Below are 17,390 nucleotides of genomic sequence, written 5' to 3'. Positions count from 1 at the left end.
ATGTCCCGTTGGAATCTACCAAGGACCAAGAGACGTCGTTGACTCAAATCAATTGGAGCATGACGACAAGCGATTCAACGACACACCGTTGTCTCCCCATGCCACATTCCGCCCTACTGCCGACCTGCCTTCAGACGCGCTAGGCTCGATCGCCATCGCCTCGAAGACCATTCGTTTCGACCGTTGGGGGGCTCGACATTGGGCTCCTGCAATTCATATCGTCCGGGGCGTCGAGGTCGTGCTCACCACCGGCGGGTTCGACCTCTTGGCTGCGCTCGCCAAACATTCCCGACGCATCTTCGGCCGCGAGATGTTGATGGATTTGACACGCGGGCGCGGTTGGGAAGCCCTCGAGTGGACGATCGACGCGCGGGTCGCCCGGCTCAGCAAGAAAATCGATCGATAGTTTCGGCGTCCTCAATTGCACCGGTGCAAAGCACCTTTTCGATCTCAGCCGCGTTCGTCAGAGCCGGCATGAAGAGCCAGAATCGCCGTGTGCAATGTTTTCGGTCCCAAGACGGTTCGCCCAGGTCTCAGCATTCATCGCCCAACAGCGAATCCCTGAGCAACCCGATTGGCTACATTTGGCTTTCAAGAAGTCTATCAGCGCGGCTCCCACGCCCACCTTGTCCGCAGCGCTCGCGATCACAAAAAGCGGCACATCAAGCACGCGGCGATAAGTCAGGTGCGTCTTGACCGCGTAAATGCATAGGCCTTTGACGTAGGCTCTCGCATTGAGCGCGACGATGATCTGCTCATTTTCGTCGGCATCGCACGGAGTATTTGACGATCCGTGAGATTGGCAAAACTCCTGCCACTCAAAGTGCTGCAAGCTTGGCACAATAACCTTGGCCAAAGGATAAGCCCCATCGACTGTCCGTGGACTGATGAATTCGATCGCGTAGCTATTATGCATTGTCATCGCTCATTAACGCTTGGCAGTGTACTCGAAACAGGGGAAGTTATTATATTCGCCGATCATGGCGCACAAAGCCCCTTATCGGCTCCAGCGCTCTCGCCTGATCCGGGTGATAGCCAAGCATCGCCAGCATTGCCAAGCTGATCGGAATGCCAAACTGCAAAGCGATTATGAGAATGGGTACTATGATCATACCTCCTCTTCATCCAATTTCACCTTCCTCCTGAGGTAGCTCGGACACATTGCGATAGGTCAATCCGCGCCCTGGAATTCCATTTTCGTAGCCGAGGTAAATTCTCGGCGTCGACCTCTCCTTTGAGCAAGATCAAGGCCGCACTTCATATCGCTGGCTACAAGGGGAAGGAATGAAAGGATGTTCACGTGCTTCAACATATTACCCTTCATCTCGCGCGGTGCCCCGAATTTCCCGAAGGCAGTTCCGAGCGAGGATATGAATTTGTCGCGCCGCTCAATGCGTCGGCGCATCTCGATGTCGAGGAATGGAAACACAACAGGGCACAATGTCGCGTGAGACGGTTCTGGCCCGGCGAAAGCGATCGGCATGGCCGGCTCGTCCACCTGGGTGGCGGCCAAGGTGGAACCTGGGCCGTTCGTTACGGCGGTCAGGACTCGAGCGAGGGAGAGACCGGCGTTCGTCTGAGCACACACTGTTTCGCCGAAGGTGAATACGTGTCGATACGCGACGACGAGGGACACGCGCACACGTTCAAGATCGCGCGGCTTCGGCCTCTTAAAGCGACACAACAGCAGGTCGTTCACCGCTGAACGGTGAACGCGCGAGACGGAGGACTCGATGTCTGGAACATCAGGCGTACTGGAGACGTCCGACCATCAATATGAGGTGTTCGCATTCTTGGGTAACGCGGCAACATTCGGCCTGGTTGCTCCAGTGCGCCGGATCGATACGCACGGCGCTATCGTGTTTCTCGCCGGGGCGAATGCTTACAAGGTCAAGCGTGCCGTCCGTTTTCCTTTCATGGATTTCTCGACGCTTGAGAAACGCCGCGTCGCCTGCGAAGCGGAAATTGAAGTCAACAAGCTGAATGCGCCAAATATCTATCTCGATGTCGTTCCAATCGTCCGAACACATTGCGGACTTGCTTTGGGGGGTGTCGGTGAGATCGTCGAATGGGCGGTACATATGCGGCGCTTCGATGAGGATGCGACGCTTGATCGTTTTGCCGACAGAGACGAATTGTCGACACATATCCTCACGCGCCTGGTCGAGGCGATTCTGCTTTCCCATGAGCGTGCGCCGCGCCGTGACGGCGAGCGTGCGTTCAAGGCATTGGCCCGCTATCTTGATCAGAACGAGATGGCTTTCTCGGAAATGCCCAATCTTTTCGATTCCGCGCGCATGCAGACCTTGGAAGCGAGTGCTCGCGCTAGGCTGGAGGCGTCGAAGGATCTGCTACTCGCCCGCGGCCGATCTGGCTATGTGCGCCGTTGTCACGGCGATCTGCACTTGCGCAACATCGTTCTGATTAATAACGAGCCAATCTTGTTCGATGCCGTCGAATTCGACGATGATATAGCGACGGGCGACATTCTTTATGACCTCAGCTTTCTACTGATGGATCTCGAAGAGCGCCAATTGCGGCCAGCTGCAAATTTGGTCCTCAACCGGTATCTATGGCAAAGCGACGAGGCGCATTTATCTGGCCTTGCCGCGCTCCCAATATTTTTAAGTCTTCGTTCTGCTATCAGGGCGAAGGTCATTGCCGCCGGGCTTCCGCATCTTCGAAGGGAGCATCGCGATTCTGCACAAATCGACGCACGGCGATATTTCGCGTTCGCCGAGGAATTGTTGAAAGAGGTACCTGCGCAGCTCGTGGCCGTTGGAGGCCTATCAGGGACCGGCAAGAGCGCACTTTCAAGTCGTGTCGCGCCATGTCTTGGCCGCGCCCCCGGTGCAGTTTGGTTGCGCAGCGACATAGAGCGCAAGCACATGTTTGGTGTTGATGAAACCGATCATCTTCCGCAAGACGCCTATAGAAAATCTGTCGATCAAGAGGTCTACACGCGCCTCCGTCGTAAAGCGATGTTGGCACTGAAGTCGGGACAAAGCGTCATTGTCGATGCCGTACATTCAACACAAGGCGAAAGGGATGGTGTCGCCAGCATTGCCACGGAACTTAACGTTCCCTTCGCAGGCCTGTGGCTCGAGGCACCGCTACAGACGCGGTTGGAACGGGTGATGAATCGAGCAATGGACGCCTCCGACGCCAACGTCGCAGTCGCGACCACGCAGACCAACGACGCCGTCAACCGTATGACCTGGCACCGGGTCGACGCATCGGGCGATCTCGAGGCCGTGACAAAGGCGGCGACGGCGACACTTGAATATTCGGTGAGACCGCTCCTTGTTTCGAAGGACGCCGATAGCGTCGGTATTTGACATCGGTAGATCTCGACTTCCGATGACCAGCTGCCCTTGGTCGCAGTCAACGACAGAGGAGCGGAAGAAGCGTTCAAATGAATAACAAATGTCACTTCCAACCGTCGTTTTTGTGAGGGCGCAAGATTATGACGCCAATGCCGGCTGGATCGAAGCGCGACATTGTCATCTGATATGTCTTTGTGGCGACCATCCGCAACAGGCGCCACCGCGATCTTGAGGCGAGCACGGCGCTCATGCTGGAAAACGAAACTCCGACGGCGGACGTGCTCATGCCGCTGGGACGCGCTAAGGCGGTGCTTCCGCGAGCCGTTGCGTCCTGATATCCAGACCTTCGGCTGACTTGGATCAATGATAATATCATGCGCATTCAATATACTGATTTAGCAGTTCTGAATAAAAGCGGGAGAGTGCGATGAACGATGAACACCTTCGCCAGAATGTATTGGATGAGCTTGAATTCGACCCCATGATCGACGCCGCCAAAATTGGCGTCGTGGTCGAAAACGGGATTGTCACGTTAAGCGGTCATGTTGGCAGCTATACCGAGAAAATCGCCGCGGAGCAGGTTGTGCAACGGATCCGAGGCGTGCGCGGCGTCGCGGAAGAGATCGAGGTTCGCTTTCCGAACGACAAAAAGGATGCCGACGATGAAATCGCTCAGCGGGCGGCGAAGATACTCGAATGGGATGCGAGCGTGCCGCTCGGAGAAATCAAAGTGATCGTCGAGCAAGGGAGGATCACGCTCAACGGTGCAGTGGAGTGGCAGTTTCAGCGCTGGGCGGCAGAGGCGGCGGTTCGCAAGCTTTCGGGAGTCAGGGGCGTGACCAACGCTATCATTGTTCGTCCCCGCGCCAGTGCCGGAGATATCAAGCATCGGATCGAAGATGCTCTCAAGCGCAACGCCGAGTTGGAGGCGGGCGGGATTTGCGTGATGGTGAGCGGCGGCAAGGTCACACTTGACGGCAAAGTGCGTGCGTGGCGAGAGCGCCGCGTCGCGGAGCAAGCCGCTTGGGCCGCTCCGGGAGTTGTCGTAGTCGAGGATCGGTTAACCGTAGCGTAAGCGGGGTTTCCTTAGAGATGCGAGCGACTCCGAGATTATAATGCCGGGGCCGTGTGCCAGCTTTGAACGATCGACGGAAGCTGGCGCAGCTTACGGCAGCAAAATCCAGGCTTGTGTTGCGCCTTCGAACCAGATGCATCTGTCTCGAGCGGTAGAACTGGCGAGCGCGCTCAGCGTTCGACCCAGACGCCGTCCGCTTTGCGATATCGTCGCTTGACGGCGGCCCAGGCGACACGATGGCAGATCTCTTCCCGCGCCGGGCCGCGATTGGCGTAGGACGCCCAGGCGTGATTGAACGCGCTCCGGTAAATTTCGGCCGCATGTAGTGGAAGATGATCGCGTACCGCGATGGGCAGCTGCTCAACGGATTCATAGGGCATGTACGTGCGCTCCGGCAGCGATCATATCGTTATATTTTTCCTCCAAAATCCGATCAGGGCTATGACCTACCGCAAGTCGCCGATCTCCGCTCGCATTTGCCTCTCGGCCGTCCGTGGGGCCGTGCCCGGCCGGCCGGTTTCAATACGGAGGCGCGCTATAGCCACACCAGGCACCCCGCCATCGAGCTTGATCCAGGTCAACCTGGGACGTTCAAAAAAGGCCTTATATTCACCCGTTGCCGGTGGCGCCGGCGATCCAAATGATCCAACAAGACATTCAAACCCTCATCAAGACCGAGAAGATTATTCTTGCGGCTGAATTGCAAGCCGCAGTTTTAGAAGCGGTCGCGCTGCCATCGCCGGATTCGTGGCCTTTATCGGTCTCGTCATGGCCAACGGCGCCGCATAGTATGGTCTCTATGTGAAACTTGGTCCGGCCGCGGCCCTCGAGATTATCGCTGCGTTCGATTTCCTGCTCGCCGGTGGGATGGCCGTTGCGGGCGCTATGATCGGCCGCACAGCGCCGCGAGCAGCGCTGGAACAGCGCCGATCGGCGTTCGCTTCGCTTCGCGCCCAGTGCGACCGAGGCAGGGAACTGGCGATCGGGATAATGAGAAAGCCCTTTGATGTAGCGGCCAGAAGCGCCGCGTCACGGATGCTCAGAGCGCTCATGCGGAACGGCGACGGTAAAAGCAACGCTTCGGATTGAACCAATTTTCGGTTGGCCGAAACGCGTAGATCATCAAAATAGACCTGATAATGTTCCTTACCAAGTGATGAACTCATGGCATCTGACACGGATGCCTCGAACTTACGATGTGGAAGGATACGCAACATTGCGAACAGAAGACAGCCGGTGCCACCACGATCGGCGGCTCCCGGCTTACGAAGATAAACGTGAAGACGTCATGCCGGTTTGATCGGTATGGTCTTGGCGGTTTTTTGCGCATCGGGACTCTTTGGGAGCGTTACCTTCAACACTCCCTTATCGAATGAGGCCTCAATCTTGTCGGCGTCGACGCCGCTCGGAATCTGAAACGAGCGTTCGAATGTGCCATAGTGACGTTCGGACAGGTAATAGTCCTTGCCTTTTTCTTCCGCCTCGCGCTTTTTCTCTCCCTTGATGACAAGAAGGCCGTTGGCGATCTTCACTTCAACGTCCTTCTGGTCAATGCCGGGCACCTCGGCTGTGATTTCGTAATCCTTCTCATGTTCGGCAACGTCGACGACGAGGCCGGAGCTGCGAAGTCCCAGGTCACTTCTGGCGCCTAGGCGAGGAAAGGAGGATCTCCAGAAGCTTTGGTCAAACTCGTCAAAGAGGCGATCGATCTCATGGCGCAGCGAACCAAACGGTGGCCACTGCCAGGGCGGAGTGACGCTCACTGGTGTTGGGATCTTTGCATAAGATTTCATCGGTTTATCAGGCATTTCGTTTCTCCCGCAAACGATATGATCCCTGAATACATGATATTTTCCGTATGACATTGACCTCGATCAATGGCCGTCGTGTGTGTGTGTCGGTGAAGTGCGGATGGTCGACTTTGAGGTCGGCGCGCCGTCGCGGGAATGATTGTTTGAGCTTTAGCCTCGATTGATCTCTGCGCTCAAAAGAGAATATGAACCGACTGCTTCGTAGAAAGATCTAAATCTTGATCTGGGTCAACGCGGCTAGGACCGAGACGATGTATTTTTCAACTTTTAAGCGTCGGAGATCCAGAATGAAGGGAGCCGATATGGGGATATTGTGTAAATATCTGCCAGGGGTTCCACATATGATGAGCGTCGGTGGGTACGCCGGTCTTTCATTAATCGGAGAATCCCTCGATGTCTCCCGCGAATGCCTTACCCCAAATGCCGAAGCAGTCAAAAAAGGTAACCAGTGCTCAATTTTGGGACACGGTTATTGAAATTCAGAATGACGATTGGCGTGAAAGCGGAGAGGATAATGGCCTACAAAGACATCGTTATCTATTTGGATCCGTCGTTTGATACGGATCATCGTCTCAAATTGGCGATTGCAATTGCACGAGAGCACGGTGCCAGGCTCGTTGGCGTTGATGCGACGTCGCAGGCGGCTTTTGACGGCGAGTGGCGCGATCGAGCGACGGGCCTGCAAAATCAGTTTGAGGAGGCGATTCGAACCGGCGGCATTGATGGAATCTTCCGTTCGGAAGTCAACTCGCGTAACGCTCATCCTCATCCTGATGCGCATTGCGCCGACCTAATCATCGCGCCGCAACCGCTATTTGAAGCGCGCGACCTCGTAGCGAAGGCGATTCCTCAAGATGTCGTGTTGACGGCCGGAGTGCCGGTTTTGATCCTGCCTCACGAGTGGCGGTACAGCTCCGTTGGCAAGAAGATTGTGATCGCGTGGAACGCGAGCCGGGAAGCGACGCGTGCGGTGCATGATGCGCTGCCAATCTTGCGCAGAGCCGACAAGGTTACCGTTTTCACCTTCTCCTTTAAGGCGCGACCGGAGAGGAATCAGGAGCGCATCATCGATCATCTGCGGCGACATGGCGTGCCGGCCACAGCCTATGGTTGGCGCAGCGAAGAGGATATCTCGCCGATAGTGGCTCTATTTTCTTCGCTCGACACGATCGAAGCCGACCTCATTGTTGCAGGCGCTTACGGCCAATCGCCGACGCTTGAAAAGTGGCTGGGCGGCGCCAGCCATGACCTTATGGAGTCTCTGAGCGTGCCACTGCTCGTGTCGCATTGATGTGCCCCTTTTGGGCGTCTGGAAGGGTCTGAGAGTTCTGTCGGATGAGGAGCGAGACCGAGATGAGCGCCATTCAAACGGTCGCAGATGATGCGAGGAGAGCGTCGGAACTGCTTTGCGAGCTAATTCATGTCGATGCATTCGAAGTGACTCCTGATGCTGATGACGACGTTGTATCGGTGCGCTTCAGAGGTTGCCGTCCCGGCGAGGCGGATCCACGAGAGTTCATATTTCGGCTCAACGAGGAGGCCGCGCGGAAGCTATCAATTGATCTTTCCACGATCGCGTACAGATTGCGGCTGGCCCGCGGCCGATCATAAATGCTCCTGTCGCGGCGCACTTGACTGTAGATGTCATGCTACGCCTCATGCTTTTTGAAAGCTCATCACGTTGGTGCCTTATCGGGAGACTCAAGTGTCCGGAACAATCTTTAGGTTTCCGCAGCCAGTTAGGCGAAAGTCGGATGTGCCTCCTGAAGCCGCAGAACCACGCGTTCCGCCGCCCCGGGGAGAGATACAAATCGAACAGAAATCATCGAGATTGCAATCGGTCGAGCCAAAGCGGACCTTTACGGCTTCGATTTGGCACGCCCTGCGGGATTGGTTCCTCAACAAGGGGCCGATCGATTTTCTTGACTAGGATTGACTCGCCTACAATTGCTTCGAAACGAGAACGAGCGATGCATCACCTGCGTAAGGCTGGGTCGTGAATCCCATATTTTTTTCAACCTCAATGGCTTCGAGATTGGCGCGGCTCTCGATCGACTCGATCGATTGAAGGCCCTTTCCTTTGGCCTGCCGAGCCGTGAACGCCAGAAGCTCCCATCCGATGCCGTAATGCTTGAAATCGGCGTGAACTGAAATAGCGACCTCACCGCGTTGCGTTCCGGGAACGCGCGCCAGCATCGCTGTTGCAATAGGCACACGCGTGCCTTCCACAAACGCAATGTAGGTTTCGGTGTTCTTGTGGTCGATATGTGTCATAGCCTGCAATTGCTCTTTAGAAACGGTATGACGTCCCGTGAGGAACCGGAAGCACAAATCCTCCTCCCGTACATGATGAAATAGATCATCGAGGACGGCATCGGCGTCTTCGTCGGCGGGCCGAACGATAAGCTTTAACCCCGTTTTCGTCGTCAATTCCCATGCAGGCTTGTCCATCTTGAAACCTCCAGCTAGCGATCCACGAGCCGAAACTCGATAATCGTTGTATAATATCACTCGCCTGGAGATTATTTCCTTGCGCTATCTCAAATGATCCGTCCACTTTCTGGCTGTGCTGGAGTGCGAGAACACGGAGATATTGAAGTCGGCCATATTAAAGCATCGTCAAAATAACCGGCCGCATGTTCACCATGCGTTTTGGTATCATTCAGTACACGATGCTTTTACTTCGGTCGGAAATGTAGTTATTGCAGAGCTGATAAGGTTGTACTTCGTTTCGGTGACCATGTAATTTTGATACCAGGCGATGAGATCGCCCCATGGATCTATGACACTTCCAAGGCCGGATAAAAATGCGACGACCGTTCCGATTTGAATTCGCCCGTTCAGGACGAACCAGGCGCCCAGTACGATTACCCCGATAGTTCCCATGTGCTGAGCAAAGTTCATAAGGAAATTTAGAGTATATTTTAGATCAAAAATACCGACATCGAGTTGAAATACGCTTGTAAAGCGATTCAGATAGGAAGCCTGGATTGTGCCACTTTCGTTGACGACATCGGCGCCCGCTTGGCGCAAGGCGGAAATTCGTCTCTCGACACGCTGATTGATTGCGCGCTGCACGGTGGGCACGAAGGTCGCTTGAATGGCAAAAATGACAATCGCGAGAAGTGCCATGACTGGTTGGAGATAAAATAAATAGCCGAATACAAAAGTCAGAATCGACACGTTTAGAACTGGTTCGGCTATACAATCGCCGCTAAAGCCACCGACCGCATCGGCTTCCATTATGATCATTGATATTTTTGTACCTTTAAGGACGGACGTGTTGGGATCTTCGTCATAAGGAATGGACCCGATCGATAATCTCAGCAATCGGGTCGCATTCGTGCCGACCCAGGCGCGATATATATTGGTCAACAGTTTCAGTAGGCCTTGAGCAATGACAAGACAGAGATACAAGGCTGCCAGAGTCAAAATAGCGTGAAAATCTTGTCGCGTCACAGCGGCATTGACGATACGTCTCTGCATTTCGATCGGAAACATGCCAGTGCCGGCGACCAGTATGGAGAGAAAGGTGAGATAAAGCTGATCCCAGATGCTGACGTATAGTACAAAACGCAGCAATGTACTTGGCACATTCGAAGCGCTAAATGTTGGTTCAACCTGGGCCGGGCGCAGCGGCGATGGCCAGAAACTCCTGAATGAAGGCATATCGCGGTCCAGTTTCCTCCTGTCGGTCGGATCAAACGTGGATAACAAATTAATGATCTGCTTTGAGGAATGGTACCGCCTTGATTACTGTCAATCTGATGCAATTATTCCGTGAGGCGCAACGCCGGATCGTGGCCAAACCGCACATTGGGAGTCATGCAGGCGTGTACACGCCGCGTCCTCGGTCCAGCGAGAGGAGATTTTTCGCAAAAGGCTGCGGGAAAACGCGTTTCCCGCATACTGGCGCGATCCTCACTTCGCTCGCAATCGCAAAGCGAATTTTAAACGACGCTTTGCGTTAGGCGACTGTCAAATCGTTGCGGACATCCGTCACACCTGGGGCTGACCAGGCGGTGGCGGCGGCGACCGCGCGTTCGGCCGGAGATTTTACGGTTCCGCTCAACCGAACCTTACCGCCCTCGGCGCTTACGGCTATTGTTTGCGGATCAAAAAACCAGGATCGGTGCAGGGCGTGCGTGATGTCATCGCGAATATTTTCGACATTGACGACGGGCTTCAGTTCAATATGGTTGCTGACGCCTGTGACTCCCGGCAACCGTTCCACGCATTGTCCCGCCGCTCGACGTTGGTAATCCCAAGTGACTTCGCCGCTCAGGGTGATCCAGCCGTTCTCTACACTGACCTTAACCGCGCGATGGGGAACAAATACGTCGTGATCGAGACGATCGGCGGCGCTGGCCGCGATCTCGCCATCGTCGAAACGTGCGTCATCAGGGAGCTTGACTTTGATCTCTTCGACGACAGCCCGCACGCCTTTCACACGCTGGGCGGCCGCGTCGGCCATGATCTTTTCCATGAAGGTGTTAACGGATCCCGTCAATGTAACAATGCCATTATCGACCGCGACGCCGATATGGGCAGGGGTGACACTAGGCTCCCACGCAAGCTCTTCAAGAACCTGCTGCTGTAACTTGTCGTCATGAGACATGGAGAACTCCTCGTTAAAGCGTTACGCTTGCTCCCTTCTTATGCACAAGGGATCGGACAGCGATGATGCGGATCAAATAGGCAGCGTGCGCAGCACGTTATGTCGCATGGGGCGGGCCGTGCGGCTTGATAATGAACGCGCATGGCCGCGAGGTCCGCGAGCTCAAGACATAAATAACGGCCGATCGCGTCGTCACTCATGCCAAGATCGGTCAGGACAGTCAGAGTCACCGCTGGGTCTTGTCCAAAGCACCGGCTTGCGATCGCGGATTGAGTCTCTGGCACCAATTCCATTGATGGTCCCTCCAAGATGCGTTGGCGCGATACAAGCGGTGTTTGCCGGCTTTGTCCTTGATCGGCGTCAAGGCTGCAGCACCGCGGCCCCTTCAAACCGGCCGGCGCGCAGATCGGCCAGAGCTTGGTTGGCTTGCGCCAGGGGATAAGACGTCGTTCTCGTCACGATACCGATCCGGGGCGCCTGGCGCAAAAAGTCGAGGCCATCCTGTCGCGTCAAATTGGCGACGGAGACGAGCTGCCGCTCTTCCCAGAGCATATGGTAGGGAAAGCTCGGAATGTCGCTCATGTGAATGCCGGCACAAACGACTCGTCCGCCCTTGCGGACTGCCTTGAGCGCTTGCGGCACAAGTTCGCCCGCGCTGGCGTAAATGATTGCAGCGTCAAGCGGCTGCGGCGGCATATCGTCCGAGCCCCCGGCCCAAACCGCGCCAAGGCCCCGCGCGAAGGCTTGGGCCGGCAGGTCGCCGGGCCGCGTGAAGGCGAACACCGATTGCCCTTGCCATTGGGCCACCTGGGCGACGATATGTGCCGCGGCGCCAAAGCCATAGAGCCCAAGCCGCTTGGCTTTGCCCGCCATGACAAGCGATCGCCAGCCGATGAGGCCGGCGCACATCAGCGGCGCCAGCGCAACATCCTCGCCCTCCTCGCCGAGCGGAAAGACGAAATGCGCATCAGCAATGACAGCCGTCGCGAAACCGCCGTCACACGTGTAGCCGGTAAAGAGCGCCTGGTCGCAGAGATTCTCATGCTGATCGACGCAATAGGCGCATTGACCGCAGGTCTTCGCCATCCACGGAACACCCACACGCTGACCGATTTTCAGGCCTGCAACACTATCTCCCAGGAGATCAATCCGACCAATCACTTCATGCCCGGGAATGATCGGTAATTTCGGATTGGGCAAGTCTCCGTCGACGACATGGAGATCTGTTCGGCACACCCCGCACGCCGATACTTTTACGCGGACCTGTCCCGGCTCGGGCAGCCGATCCGGCAACTCGGTCCATTCCAAAGGATGGCCAATCCTTTTGAGTAACATCGCGTGCATGAGGAGCCGTCTCTCCTTGTCGGCCATGGCCCTCAGTGAGAAAGCAAGACGCTGTAACCGGACGATAAGAGAAGATCCGCCGTCATGCCACCGAAAACCCATTCTCGGAGACGATTGTGGCCATAGGCGCCCGCCACAACGAGATCCGCCTGTTGCTCAAGGAGGAAATCTGCCAGCATGTCGGTGTCTCTGCCGGCGGCGGTCAGGACGCGACTGTCAGCCTTCACATGATGGCCTTTCAGCCACCCGACAATATCCTCCAATCCCATCTGCGCGCTGTTCTCTTCCTCCTCGGGCACAATCGTCGCGATCGTCACGCGGCGGGCCTTGCCCAACAGGGGGATGGCGTCGGCGATGGCGCGCCGCGCCTCGCGTGTCTCCTTCCATGCGACCACCACATGATCGAGCGCCACCCGTGACGCGTCGGGCGGGATGATAAGAACGGGGCGGCCGGACCGCATGACGAAATCGCCCAAATTCAGATGCTGCGGCCGATCGAAGGCGTTTTGATGACTTGCCCGTTGTGTTATGAAAAGATCCGCGGTCCCGCTCTGGCCGGCGAAATAATTGGCGAGCGCGTCAACGGTAACGCTTGCGCGCCATTCGTAACGCGGTGCGCGCCCCTGCATGGCGGCATAAAATTGAGCGCCCGCCTGTTTCAACATCTTTTCCATATCGATCTGGTTTTGGTCGATGATCTCCGGTGGCACATAACCATGCGCATAGACGAGTTGCAGCGGCTGACATGCGGCAACGCCAATCACCTTGGCATCGAACAGCTTTGCGAGATCGACACTTATGTCAAGGATAGCCGATTTTTCCGCTTCGGGGTCCACATGGGCCATCAACGATGTATAGGTCATAGCAGGTTCCAGCCGTTTCAATGCGTGTGGTGCCGTACCTTACAAGGATGGCGCATGCACATACTTGATATGAATCAAGCAGATGGGGAGCGGTGCGGAATAGGCAATTGATTTGCCGCAATGCGGCAAAATCGCCGATCCTTCACGATGATCTTGCTCGCGTCGGGAGGTATTATGGACCGTATGCTCGCCGTTTCCGCTTTGCACGAGAACATTAGGAACAAATCCATCTGCGTTGAAGATGCTGCACCCACAAGCGTAGCCAACTGGTCCCAACGACGACCCGGCGATGAAACATAGGCGGTTTGCGCCCGATCAATGTGCAAGTCTCCGTCCAACGCATATTGCCGTCCTGCAAAACGATTGCAGCTTAGGAGACACCAACCATGTCACAGGCCCTTTCCCCTGATCAGTTTACGACGATGGATGCGTATTGGCGCGCCGCAAATTATCTGTCTGTTGGGCAAATCTACCTCCGGGACAACCCGCTTCTAGAGGCACCGCTGACGCGTGACCACATCAAGCCGCGCCTGCTTGGCCATTGGGGAACGACGACGGGACTCAATTTTATTTACGTGCATCTCAATCGGCTGATCACGCAAAATGATCTGAACATGATTTATGTCATTGGTCCCGGTCACGGCGGCCCTGGCCTCGTGGCGCAAAGCTATCTCGAAGGATCTTACACCGAGACCTATCCGAGCATCGAGCAGAATAAGAGTGGTCTAAAACGCCTTTTCAAGCAATTCTCCTGGCCCTATGGCGTGCCGAGCCACGTTTCGCCCGAAACTCCCGGCTCCATTCATGAAGGCGGTGAGCTTGGCTATTCGCTCTTGCATGCTTATGGCGCCGCCTTCGACAATCCCGATCTGATCGTCACTTGCATTGTCGGCGACGGCGAAGCGGAAACCGGCGCGCTGGCAACGAGTTGGCATTCCAACAAGTTCCTGAATCCCTCGCGCGACGGCGCCGTGTTGCCGATCCTGCACCTCAACGGCTTCAAGATCGCGAACCCGACGATTCTTGCCCGTATCAGCACCGAGGAACTACGTAGCCTCTTCGTCGGCTATGGTTACGAACCGGTCTTTGTTGAAGGCGACGAGCCGGTGAAGGTGCATTACCTTCTTGCAACCGCACTCGACTCGGCGCTGGCCAAAATCCGCGCCATCCAAAACGCGGCGCGCGATCCCGAACGCGAAGCACCGCCAGAGCGTCCCCTCTGGCCGATGATCATCTTCCGCACGCCCAAAGGCTGGACCGGCCCAAAATTCGTCGATGGCCTTCCGGTCGAAGGCACTTGGCGCGCCCATCAAGTCCCCATCGCCAATTTCAAGGCTGATGAGCATGTCAAGCAGCTCGAATATTGGCTGAAAAGCTATCGGCCGCAGGATCTTTTCGACGCGCATGGCCGGTTCCGTGAAGACATTGCCGCGCTGGCGCCCACGGGTCATCGGCGCATGAGCGCCAATCCCCACGCCAATGGCGGCGAACTCCTGGTGCCACTTTCCATGCCACGCTTTCAAGATTACGCCGTTGCCGTTCCTTCGCCAGGTACCACCGAAGCGGAATCGACGCGCGTGCTCGGAACATTCTTGCGCGATGTCATGAAATTGAACGCGACACAGCAGAATTTCCGTATCTTTGGCCCCGACGAGACAGCCTCGAACCGGCTTGATGCCGTCTTCGAAGCGACCGGCAAGGAATGGATGGCCGACCTTCTTGGCGTCGACATAAACCTCGACCGCGACGGCCGGGTGATGGAAGTGCTCAGCGAACACATGTGCCAAGGATGGCTCGAAGGCTACCTGCTGACCGGCCGGCACGGGCTCTTTTCATGTTATGAGGCGTTCATTCACATCGTCGATTCAATGGTCAATCAACATGCGAAATGGCTGAAGGTCGCCAAGCAACTGCCCTGGCGCAAACCCATTGCCTCGCTCAATTATCTTCTCACATCGCATGTCTGGCGACAGGACCATAACGGCTTCTCGCATCAAGATCCCGGCTTCATCGACCATGTTGCCAACAAGAAAGCGGAGGTCGCACGGATCTATCTGCCACCGGACGCCAACTGCCTTCTGTCCGTCGTGGACCATTGTCTGCGCAGCCGCGATTACATCAACGTGATCGTCGCCGGAAAGCAACCCGAATGGCAGTGGCTCGACATTGACGCTGCCGTGCGCCACTGCGCGGCAGGTGCCGGTATCTGGGCTTGGGCCAGCAACGATGCGGGCGACCCCGACGTGGTCATGGCTTGCGCTGGCGATGTGCCGACGTTGGAGACCCTCGCAGCTGTGACGATCTTACGAAAATCCATACCGGACCTCCGGATCCGCGTCGTGAACATCGTCGATTTGATGGTTCTGCAGCGGCGCGATCAACATCCGCATGGGCTCAACGCGCATGACTTCGCGACACTTTTCACCGCCGACAAGCCAGTCATCTTCGCCTTTCACGGCTATCCGTCGCTCATTCACCGCCTCATTCACAATCAACCTAATCACGATAACTTCCACGTTCGCGGCTATAATGAGGAAGGCACAACCACGACGCCCTTCGATATGGTCGTACTCAACCATCTCGACCGCTATCAGCTCGCACTCGATGTTGTCCAACGCGTCCCGCGCCTTGCATCCCACCGGGCCCGGGCGACCGCCGACTATTGGCGGCTCATGGAGCGGCATAAACTCTATGTCGGCGAGCATGGCGAAGACATGCCGGAAATCGCCAATTGGCGCTGGAGCGACTGAGCGGCCCCGTTGAGCGTGGGCCGCATAGAATAAGTATCGGCTAAGAAAGGCGTGTCTATAGGGAGCTCCGACGGCAGGGAAGAAACTTTGTTGTCGCACTCGGAACGATGTCTCGCAGACAGGGGAAGAAAGTTGTGGCGCCGCTGTTGCGATCGGCGATCGAAGCTTCAGCCGGCCTTCGGCCAGATCCACGCATCAATGAGACTGAAGAACTGCGCGACGGGAAATGGATTGCGCCTTAATCAACGGTCGCATGCCGTCCATCGGCGTGTGTCAAGGCATCGAGATTTCCGACGAAACCCGCGGATCAGACCGCGTTTTGATCTTCACTCCAGACGATATTGGATCAGAAGGATGGGAGAAGCGCGAATGTCAGGGAGCCGAGTCCGAGGGCAATACCGGAAGCGACAAGCAGTGGCATCCAGAAGCGTGCCGGGCCGGAAGCGATAGCCACGACCAATCGCAACAGCGAATTGATCGCTATGGCAGAAAGTACCGCGTCGGCACCCGTTTCAGCTGTGGCGGAAGTTCCGACCAATCTCAAAGCACTGAGAGCAGCGACATCGACATCTATCGCGCCCGAAATCGCCGAAGTGGCCAGCAGTCCGCGCGTGCCGATGTGACTCGCCAATGCGGCATTCACGATCGCTACCACTGCGAATAAAGAGGCAAAGAGGAATAGTGGACCAAGCTCGAAGGGGCTGCGTATCGGTTGGCTGACGCCGTCGCGTTTGCTGTATCCGATCAGGAGCACAAGGCCACACAGGCAAAAGCCCAGGGCGGCGGTGCACGCCGTCGGACCCATCGTCAAGAGGACTTGTGGTTGCACCACAGCAACAATTGCGCCGACACGCGCTATCGAGACGGCGGCTGCCAGAGAAGCAGCACCGGCCAGCGGATAGGCGTCCTTATCGGTCGTTGCGCCGCGGCCGAGTGCGAGTGTAACCGCGGTCGACGAGATTACCGCGCCGGTGAGTGCGCTGACAATTAGACCACGCGTCGTGCCGAGCAGACGCACCGCGATATAGCCGAAGTAGGAGATTCCCGCGGTGAGAACCGTGAAGAACCAAATTTGCCTCGGATTGAGGGCATCCCAAGGATCGACGGCGCGATTGGGCAGGAGTGGCAGGATGATCGCCGTCATCACGGACAGGATCAGCGCCGAGCGCAGCTCGACCCACGTCAGCCGTTTCAACAATTCATGTAAAACTTCGCGGCTGGCGAGGACCGCAGCAAGTGCCGCTGCCGCGCCCGCCGCCGCCTGATAGTCTCCAACCACCGCCATCGCGCCCAGCGCGAACACGCCGAGACCCGCGATAACGCCGGTGGCGCTGAAATCCTCGTCGTGGGCAGCCTCCCTCAATTTGTACAATGTAAAGACGGCAGCAAAACCGAAGAAACCGGCCACGAGTACGGATGCCGCGTCTAGCGCCTGTGCGAGTGCGGCGAAGATGCCGCCCACCAGACCCGAGATGCCGTATGTGCGGATTCCTGCCGTGCGGCTTCTGTCGGGGGCGTCGCGTTCGCGCCAACCGCGTTCGAGACCGATCAGCAAGCCGATCGCCAGTGCCAGGCCAAGGCGGGCAAGAAGCGCGTCCATGCC

General features: G+C 56.6%; 18 protein-coding genes. 8 read left to right on the top strand and 10 right to left on the bottom strand.

Going from position 1 to position 17,390, the window contains the following annotated elements:
* Window positions 1-52: 52 nt before the first annotated feature.
* Window positions 53-406 carry a winged helix-turn-helix domain-containing protein gene (locus V9T28_RS18175; protein WP_245424199.1) on the top strand — a complete coding sequence of 118 codons (354 nt, stop codon included), beginning with the start codon at window positions 53-55 and terminating at the stop codon, window positions 404-406.
* Between the two features lie 57 nt (window positions 407-463).
* On the opposite strand, the gene V9T28_RS18170 is transcribed toward V9T28_RS18175, so the two are convergent.
* Both V9T28_RS18170 and V9T28_RS18165 read right to left on the bottom strand, forming a co-directional pair.
* Window positions 464-916, bottom strand: a complete 453-nt coding sequence (locus V9T28_RS18170) for a hypothetical protein (protein ID WP_116402147.1) — start codon at window positions 914-916, stop codon at window positions 464-466.
* Between the two features lie 255 nt (window positions 917-1,171).
* Window positions 1,172-1,699 carry a hypothetical protein gene (locus tag V9T28_RS18165; protein ID WP_158554871.1) on the bottom strand — a complete coding sequence of 176 codons (528 nt, stop codon included), beginning with the start codon at window positions 1,697-1,699 and terminating at the stop codon, window positions 1,172-1,174.
* 34 nt (window positions 1,700-1,733) lie between these two features.
* On the opposite strand from V9T28_RS18165, the gene V9T28_RS18160 reads away from it, so the two are divergent.
* Together V9T28_RS18160 and V9T28_RS18155 are read left to right on the top strand one after the other, a co-directional pair.
* Entirely contained in the window at window positions 1,734-3,338 is a 1,605-nt protein-coding gene (locus V9T28_RS18160) for a bifunctional aminoglycoside phosphotransferase/ATP-binding protein (protein ID WP_116402145.1), read from the top strand.
* 415 nt (window positions 3,339-3,753) lie between these two features.
* On the top strand, window positions 3,754-4,401 hold the full coding sequence (locus tag V9T28_RS18155; RefSeq protein WP_116402143.1) for a BON domain-containing protein: 648 nt from the start codon (window positions 3,754-3,756) through the stop codon (window positions 4,399-4,401).
* Between the two features lie 170 nt (window positions 4,402-4,571).
* Here the strand turns inward: V9T28_RS18155 and V9T28_RS18150 are convergent, their stop codons facing one another.
* Complete coding sequence (locus V9T28_RS18150; protein WP_116402142.1) at window positions 4,572-4,781, bottom strand: ChaB family protein; 210 nt, start codon at window positions 4,779-4,781, stop codon at window positions 4,572-4,574.
* A gap of 260 nt (window positions 4,782-5,041) precedes the next feature.
* On the opposite strand from V9T28_RS18150, the gene V9T28_RS18145 reads away from it, so the two are divergent.
* Window positions 5,042-5,206 (top strand): hypothetical protein, encoded by a 165-nt coding sequence (locus tag V9T28_RS18145; protein WP_210210426.1) that lies wholly within the window; start codon window positions 5,042-5,044, stop codon window positions 5,204-5,206.
* 481 nt (window positions 5,207-5,687) lie between these two features.
* Here the strand turns inward: V9T28_RS18145 and V9T28_RS18140 are convergent, their stop codons facing one another.
* A complete protein-coding gene (locus V9T28_RS18140; protein WP_245424205.1) occupies window positions 5,688-6,194 on the bottom strand; it encodes an Hsp20/alpha crystallin family protein in 507 nt (168 codons plus the stop codon).
* A 305-nt stretch (window positions 6,195-6,499) separates the two neighbouring features.
* Between V9T28_RS18140 and V9T28_RS18135 the strand changes: the two genes are divergently transcribed.
* The 3 genes from V9T28_RS18135 to V9T28_RS18125 all read left to right on the top strand — a co-directional run bounded on the left by V9T28_RS18135 (window position 6,500) and on the right by V9T28_RS18125 (window position 7,823).
* The gene (locus V9T28_RS18135) at window positions 6,500-6,688 is read left to right on the top strand and encodes a hypothetical protein (protein WP_147306493.1); all 189 of its coding nucleotides are present in this window, start codon (window positions 6,500-6,502) and stop codon (window positions 6,686-6,688) included.
* A 38-nt stretch (window positions 6,689-6,726) separates the two neighbouring features.
* Window positions 6,727-7,503 carry a universal stress protein gene (locus V9T28_RS18130; RefSeq protein WP_116402139.1) on the top strand — a complete coding sequence of 259 codons (777 nt, stop codon included), beginning with the start codon at window positions 6,727-6,729 and terminating at the stop codon, window positions 7,501-7,503.
* A 62-nt stretch (window positions 7,504-7,565) separates the two neighbouring features.
* The gene (locus tag V9T28_RS18125) at window positions 7,566-7,823 is read left to right on the top strand and encodes a hypothetical protein (RefSeq protein WP_147306492.1); all 258 of its coding nucleotides are present in this window, start codon (window positions 7,566-7,568) and stop codon (window positions 7,821-7,823) included.
* A gap of 330 nt (window positions 7,824-8,153) precedes the next feature.
* Here the strand turns inward: V9T28_RS18125 and V9T28_RS18120 are convergent, their stop codons facing one another.
* The 5 genes from V9T28_RS18120 to V9T28_RS18100 form a co-directional block, all read right to left on the bottom strand.
* On the bottom strand, window positions 8,154-8,663 hold the full coding sequence (locus tag V9T28_RS18120) for a GNAT family N-acetyltransferase (protein ID WP_116402137.1): 510 nt from the start codon (window positions 8,661-8,663) through the stop codon (window positions 8,154-8,156).
* Between the two features lie 207 nt (window positions 8,664-8,870).
* The gene (locus V9T28_RS18115) at window positions 8,871-9,929 is read right to left on the bottom strand and encodes an ABC transporter ATP-binding protein (protein ID WP_158554870.1); all 1,059 of its coding nucleotides are present in this window, start codon (window positions 9,927-9,929) and stop codon (window positions 8,871-8,873) included.
* Window positions 9,930-10,179: 250 nt separating this feature from the next.
* Window positions 10,180-10,830 carry a BON domain-containing protein gene (locus V9T28_RS18110; protein ID WP_116402135.1) on the bottom strand — a complete coding sequence of 217 codons (651 nt, stop codon included), beginning with the start codon at window positions 10,828-10,830 and terminating at the stop codon, window positions 10,180-10,182.
* Between the two features lie 360 nt (window positions 10,831-11,190).
* Window positions 11,191-12,174, bottom strand: coding sequence for a zinc-dependent alcohol dehydrogenase family protein (locus V9T28_RS18105; RefSeq protein ID WP_339071783.1), 984 nt, complete (start codon window positions 12,172-12,174; stop codon window positions 11,191-11,193).
* Window positions 12,175-12,206: 32 nt separating this feature from the next.
* A complete protein-coding gene (locus V9T28_RS18100) occupies window positions 12,207-13,037 on the bottom strand; it encodes a universal stress protein (RefSeq protein ID WP_339071782.1) in 831 nt (276 codons plus the stop codon).
* Between the two features lie 386 nt (window positions 13,038-13,423).
* On the opposite strand from V9T28_RS18100, the gene V9T28_RS18095 reads away from it, so the two are divergent.
* Window positions 13,424-15,787 (top strand): phosphoketolase family protein, encoded by a 2,364-nt coding sequence (locus V9T28_RS18095; protein ID WP_116402131.1) that lies wholly within the window; start codon window positions 13,424-13,426, stop codon window positions 15,785-15,787.
* Between the two features lie 346 nt (window positions 15,788-16,133).
* Here V9T28_RS18095 and V9T28_RS18090 read toward each other — a convergent pair whose 3' ends face one another.
* Window positions 16,134-17,387 (bottom strand): MgtC/SapB family protein, encoded by a 1,254-nt coding sequence (locus tag V9T28_RS18090; protein WP_116402303.1) that lies wholly within the window; start codon window positions 17,385-17,387, stop codon window positions 16,134-16,136.
* Window positions 17,388-17,390: the final 3 nt, after the last annotated feature.

It is taken from the genome of Methylovirgula sp. 4M-Z18, from assembly GCF_037890675.1.
In the GTDB taxonomy this organism is placed as follows: Bacteria; Pseudomonadota; Alphaproteobacteria; order Rhizobiales; family Beijerinckiaceae; genus 4M-Z18.
This window is presented reverse-complemented; position numbering and strand designations above follow the sequence as displayed.

Coding starts and splice junctions, on each gene's coding strand:
- V9T28_RS18130 (WP_116402139.1), top strand. CDS start 6,727: ATGGCCTACAAAGACATCGTTATCTATTTGGATCCGTCGTTTGATACG.
- V9T28_RS18145 (WP_210210426.1), top strand. CDS start 5,042: ATGATCCAACAAGACATTCAAACCCTCATCAAGACCGAGAAGATTATT.
- V9T28_RS18155 (WP_116402143.1), top strand. CDS start 3,754: ATGAACGATGAACACCTTCGCCAGAATGTATTGGATGAGCTTGAATTC.
- V9T28_RS18090 (WP_116402303.1), bottom strand. CDS start 17,387: ATGGACGCGCTTCTTGCCCGCCTTGGCCTGGCACTGGCGATCGGCTTG.
- V9T28_RS18160 (WP_116402145.1), top strand. CDS start 1,734: ATGTCTGGAACATCAGGCGTACTGGAGACGTCCGACCATCAATATGAG.
- V9T28_RS18095 (WP_116402131.1), top strand. CDS start 13,424: ATGTCACAGGCCCTTTCCCCTGATCAGTTTACGACGATGGATGCGTAT.
- V9T28_RS18135 (WP_147306493.1), top strand. CDS start 6,500: ATGAAGGGAGCCGATATGGGGATATTGTGTAAATATCTGCCAGGGGTT.
- V9T28_RS18170 (WP_116402147.1), bottom strand. CDS start 916: ATGCATAATAGCTACGCGATCGAATTCATCAGTCCACGGACAGTCGAT.
- V9T28_RS18110 (WP_116402135.1), bottom strand. CDS start 10,830: ATGTCTCATGACGACAAGTTACAGCAGCAGGTTCTTGAAGAGCTTGCG.
- V9T28_RS18105 (WP_339071783.1), bottom strand. CDS start 12,174: ATGCACGCGATGTTACTCAAAAGGATTGGCCATCCTTTGGAATGGACC.
- V9T28_RS18100 (WP_339071782.1), bottom strand. CDS start 13,037: ATGACCTATACATCGTTGATGGCCCATGTGGACCCCGAAGCGGAAAAA.
- V9T28_RS18125 (WP_147306492.1), top strand. CDS start 7,566: ATGAGCGCCATTCAAACGGTCGCAGATGATGCGAGGAGAGCGTCGGAA.
- V9T28_RS18120 (WP_116402137.1), bottom strand. CDS start 8,663: ATGGACAAGCCTGCATGGGAATTGACGACGAAAACGGGGTTAAAGCTT.
- V9T28_RS18150 (WP_116402142.1), bottom strand. CDS start 4,781: ATGCCCTATGAATCCGTTGAGCAGCTGCCCATCGCGGTACGCGATCAT.
- V9T28_RS18140 (WP_245424205.1), bottom strand. CDS start 6,194: ATGAAATCTTATGCAAAGATCCCAACACCAGTGAGCGTCACTCCGCCC.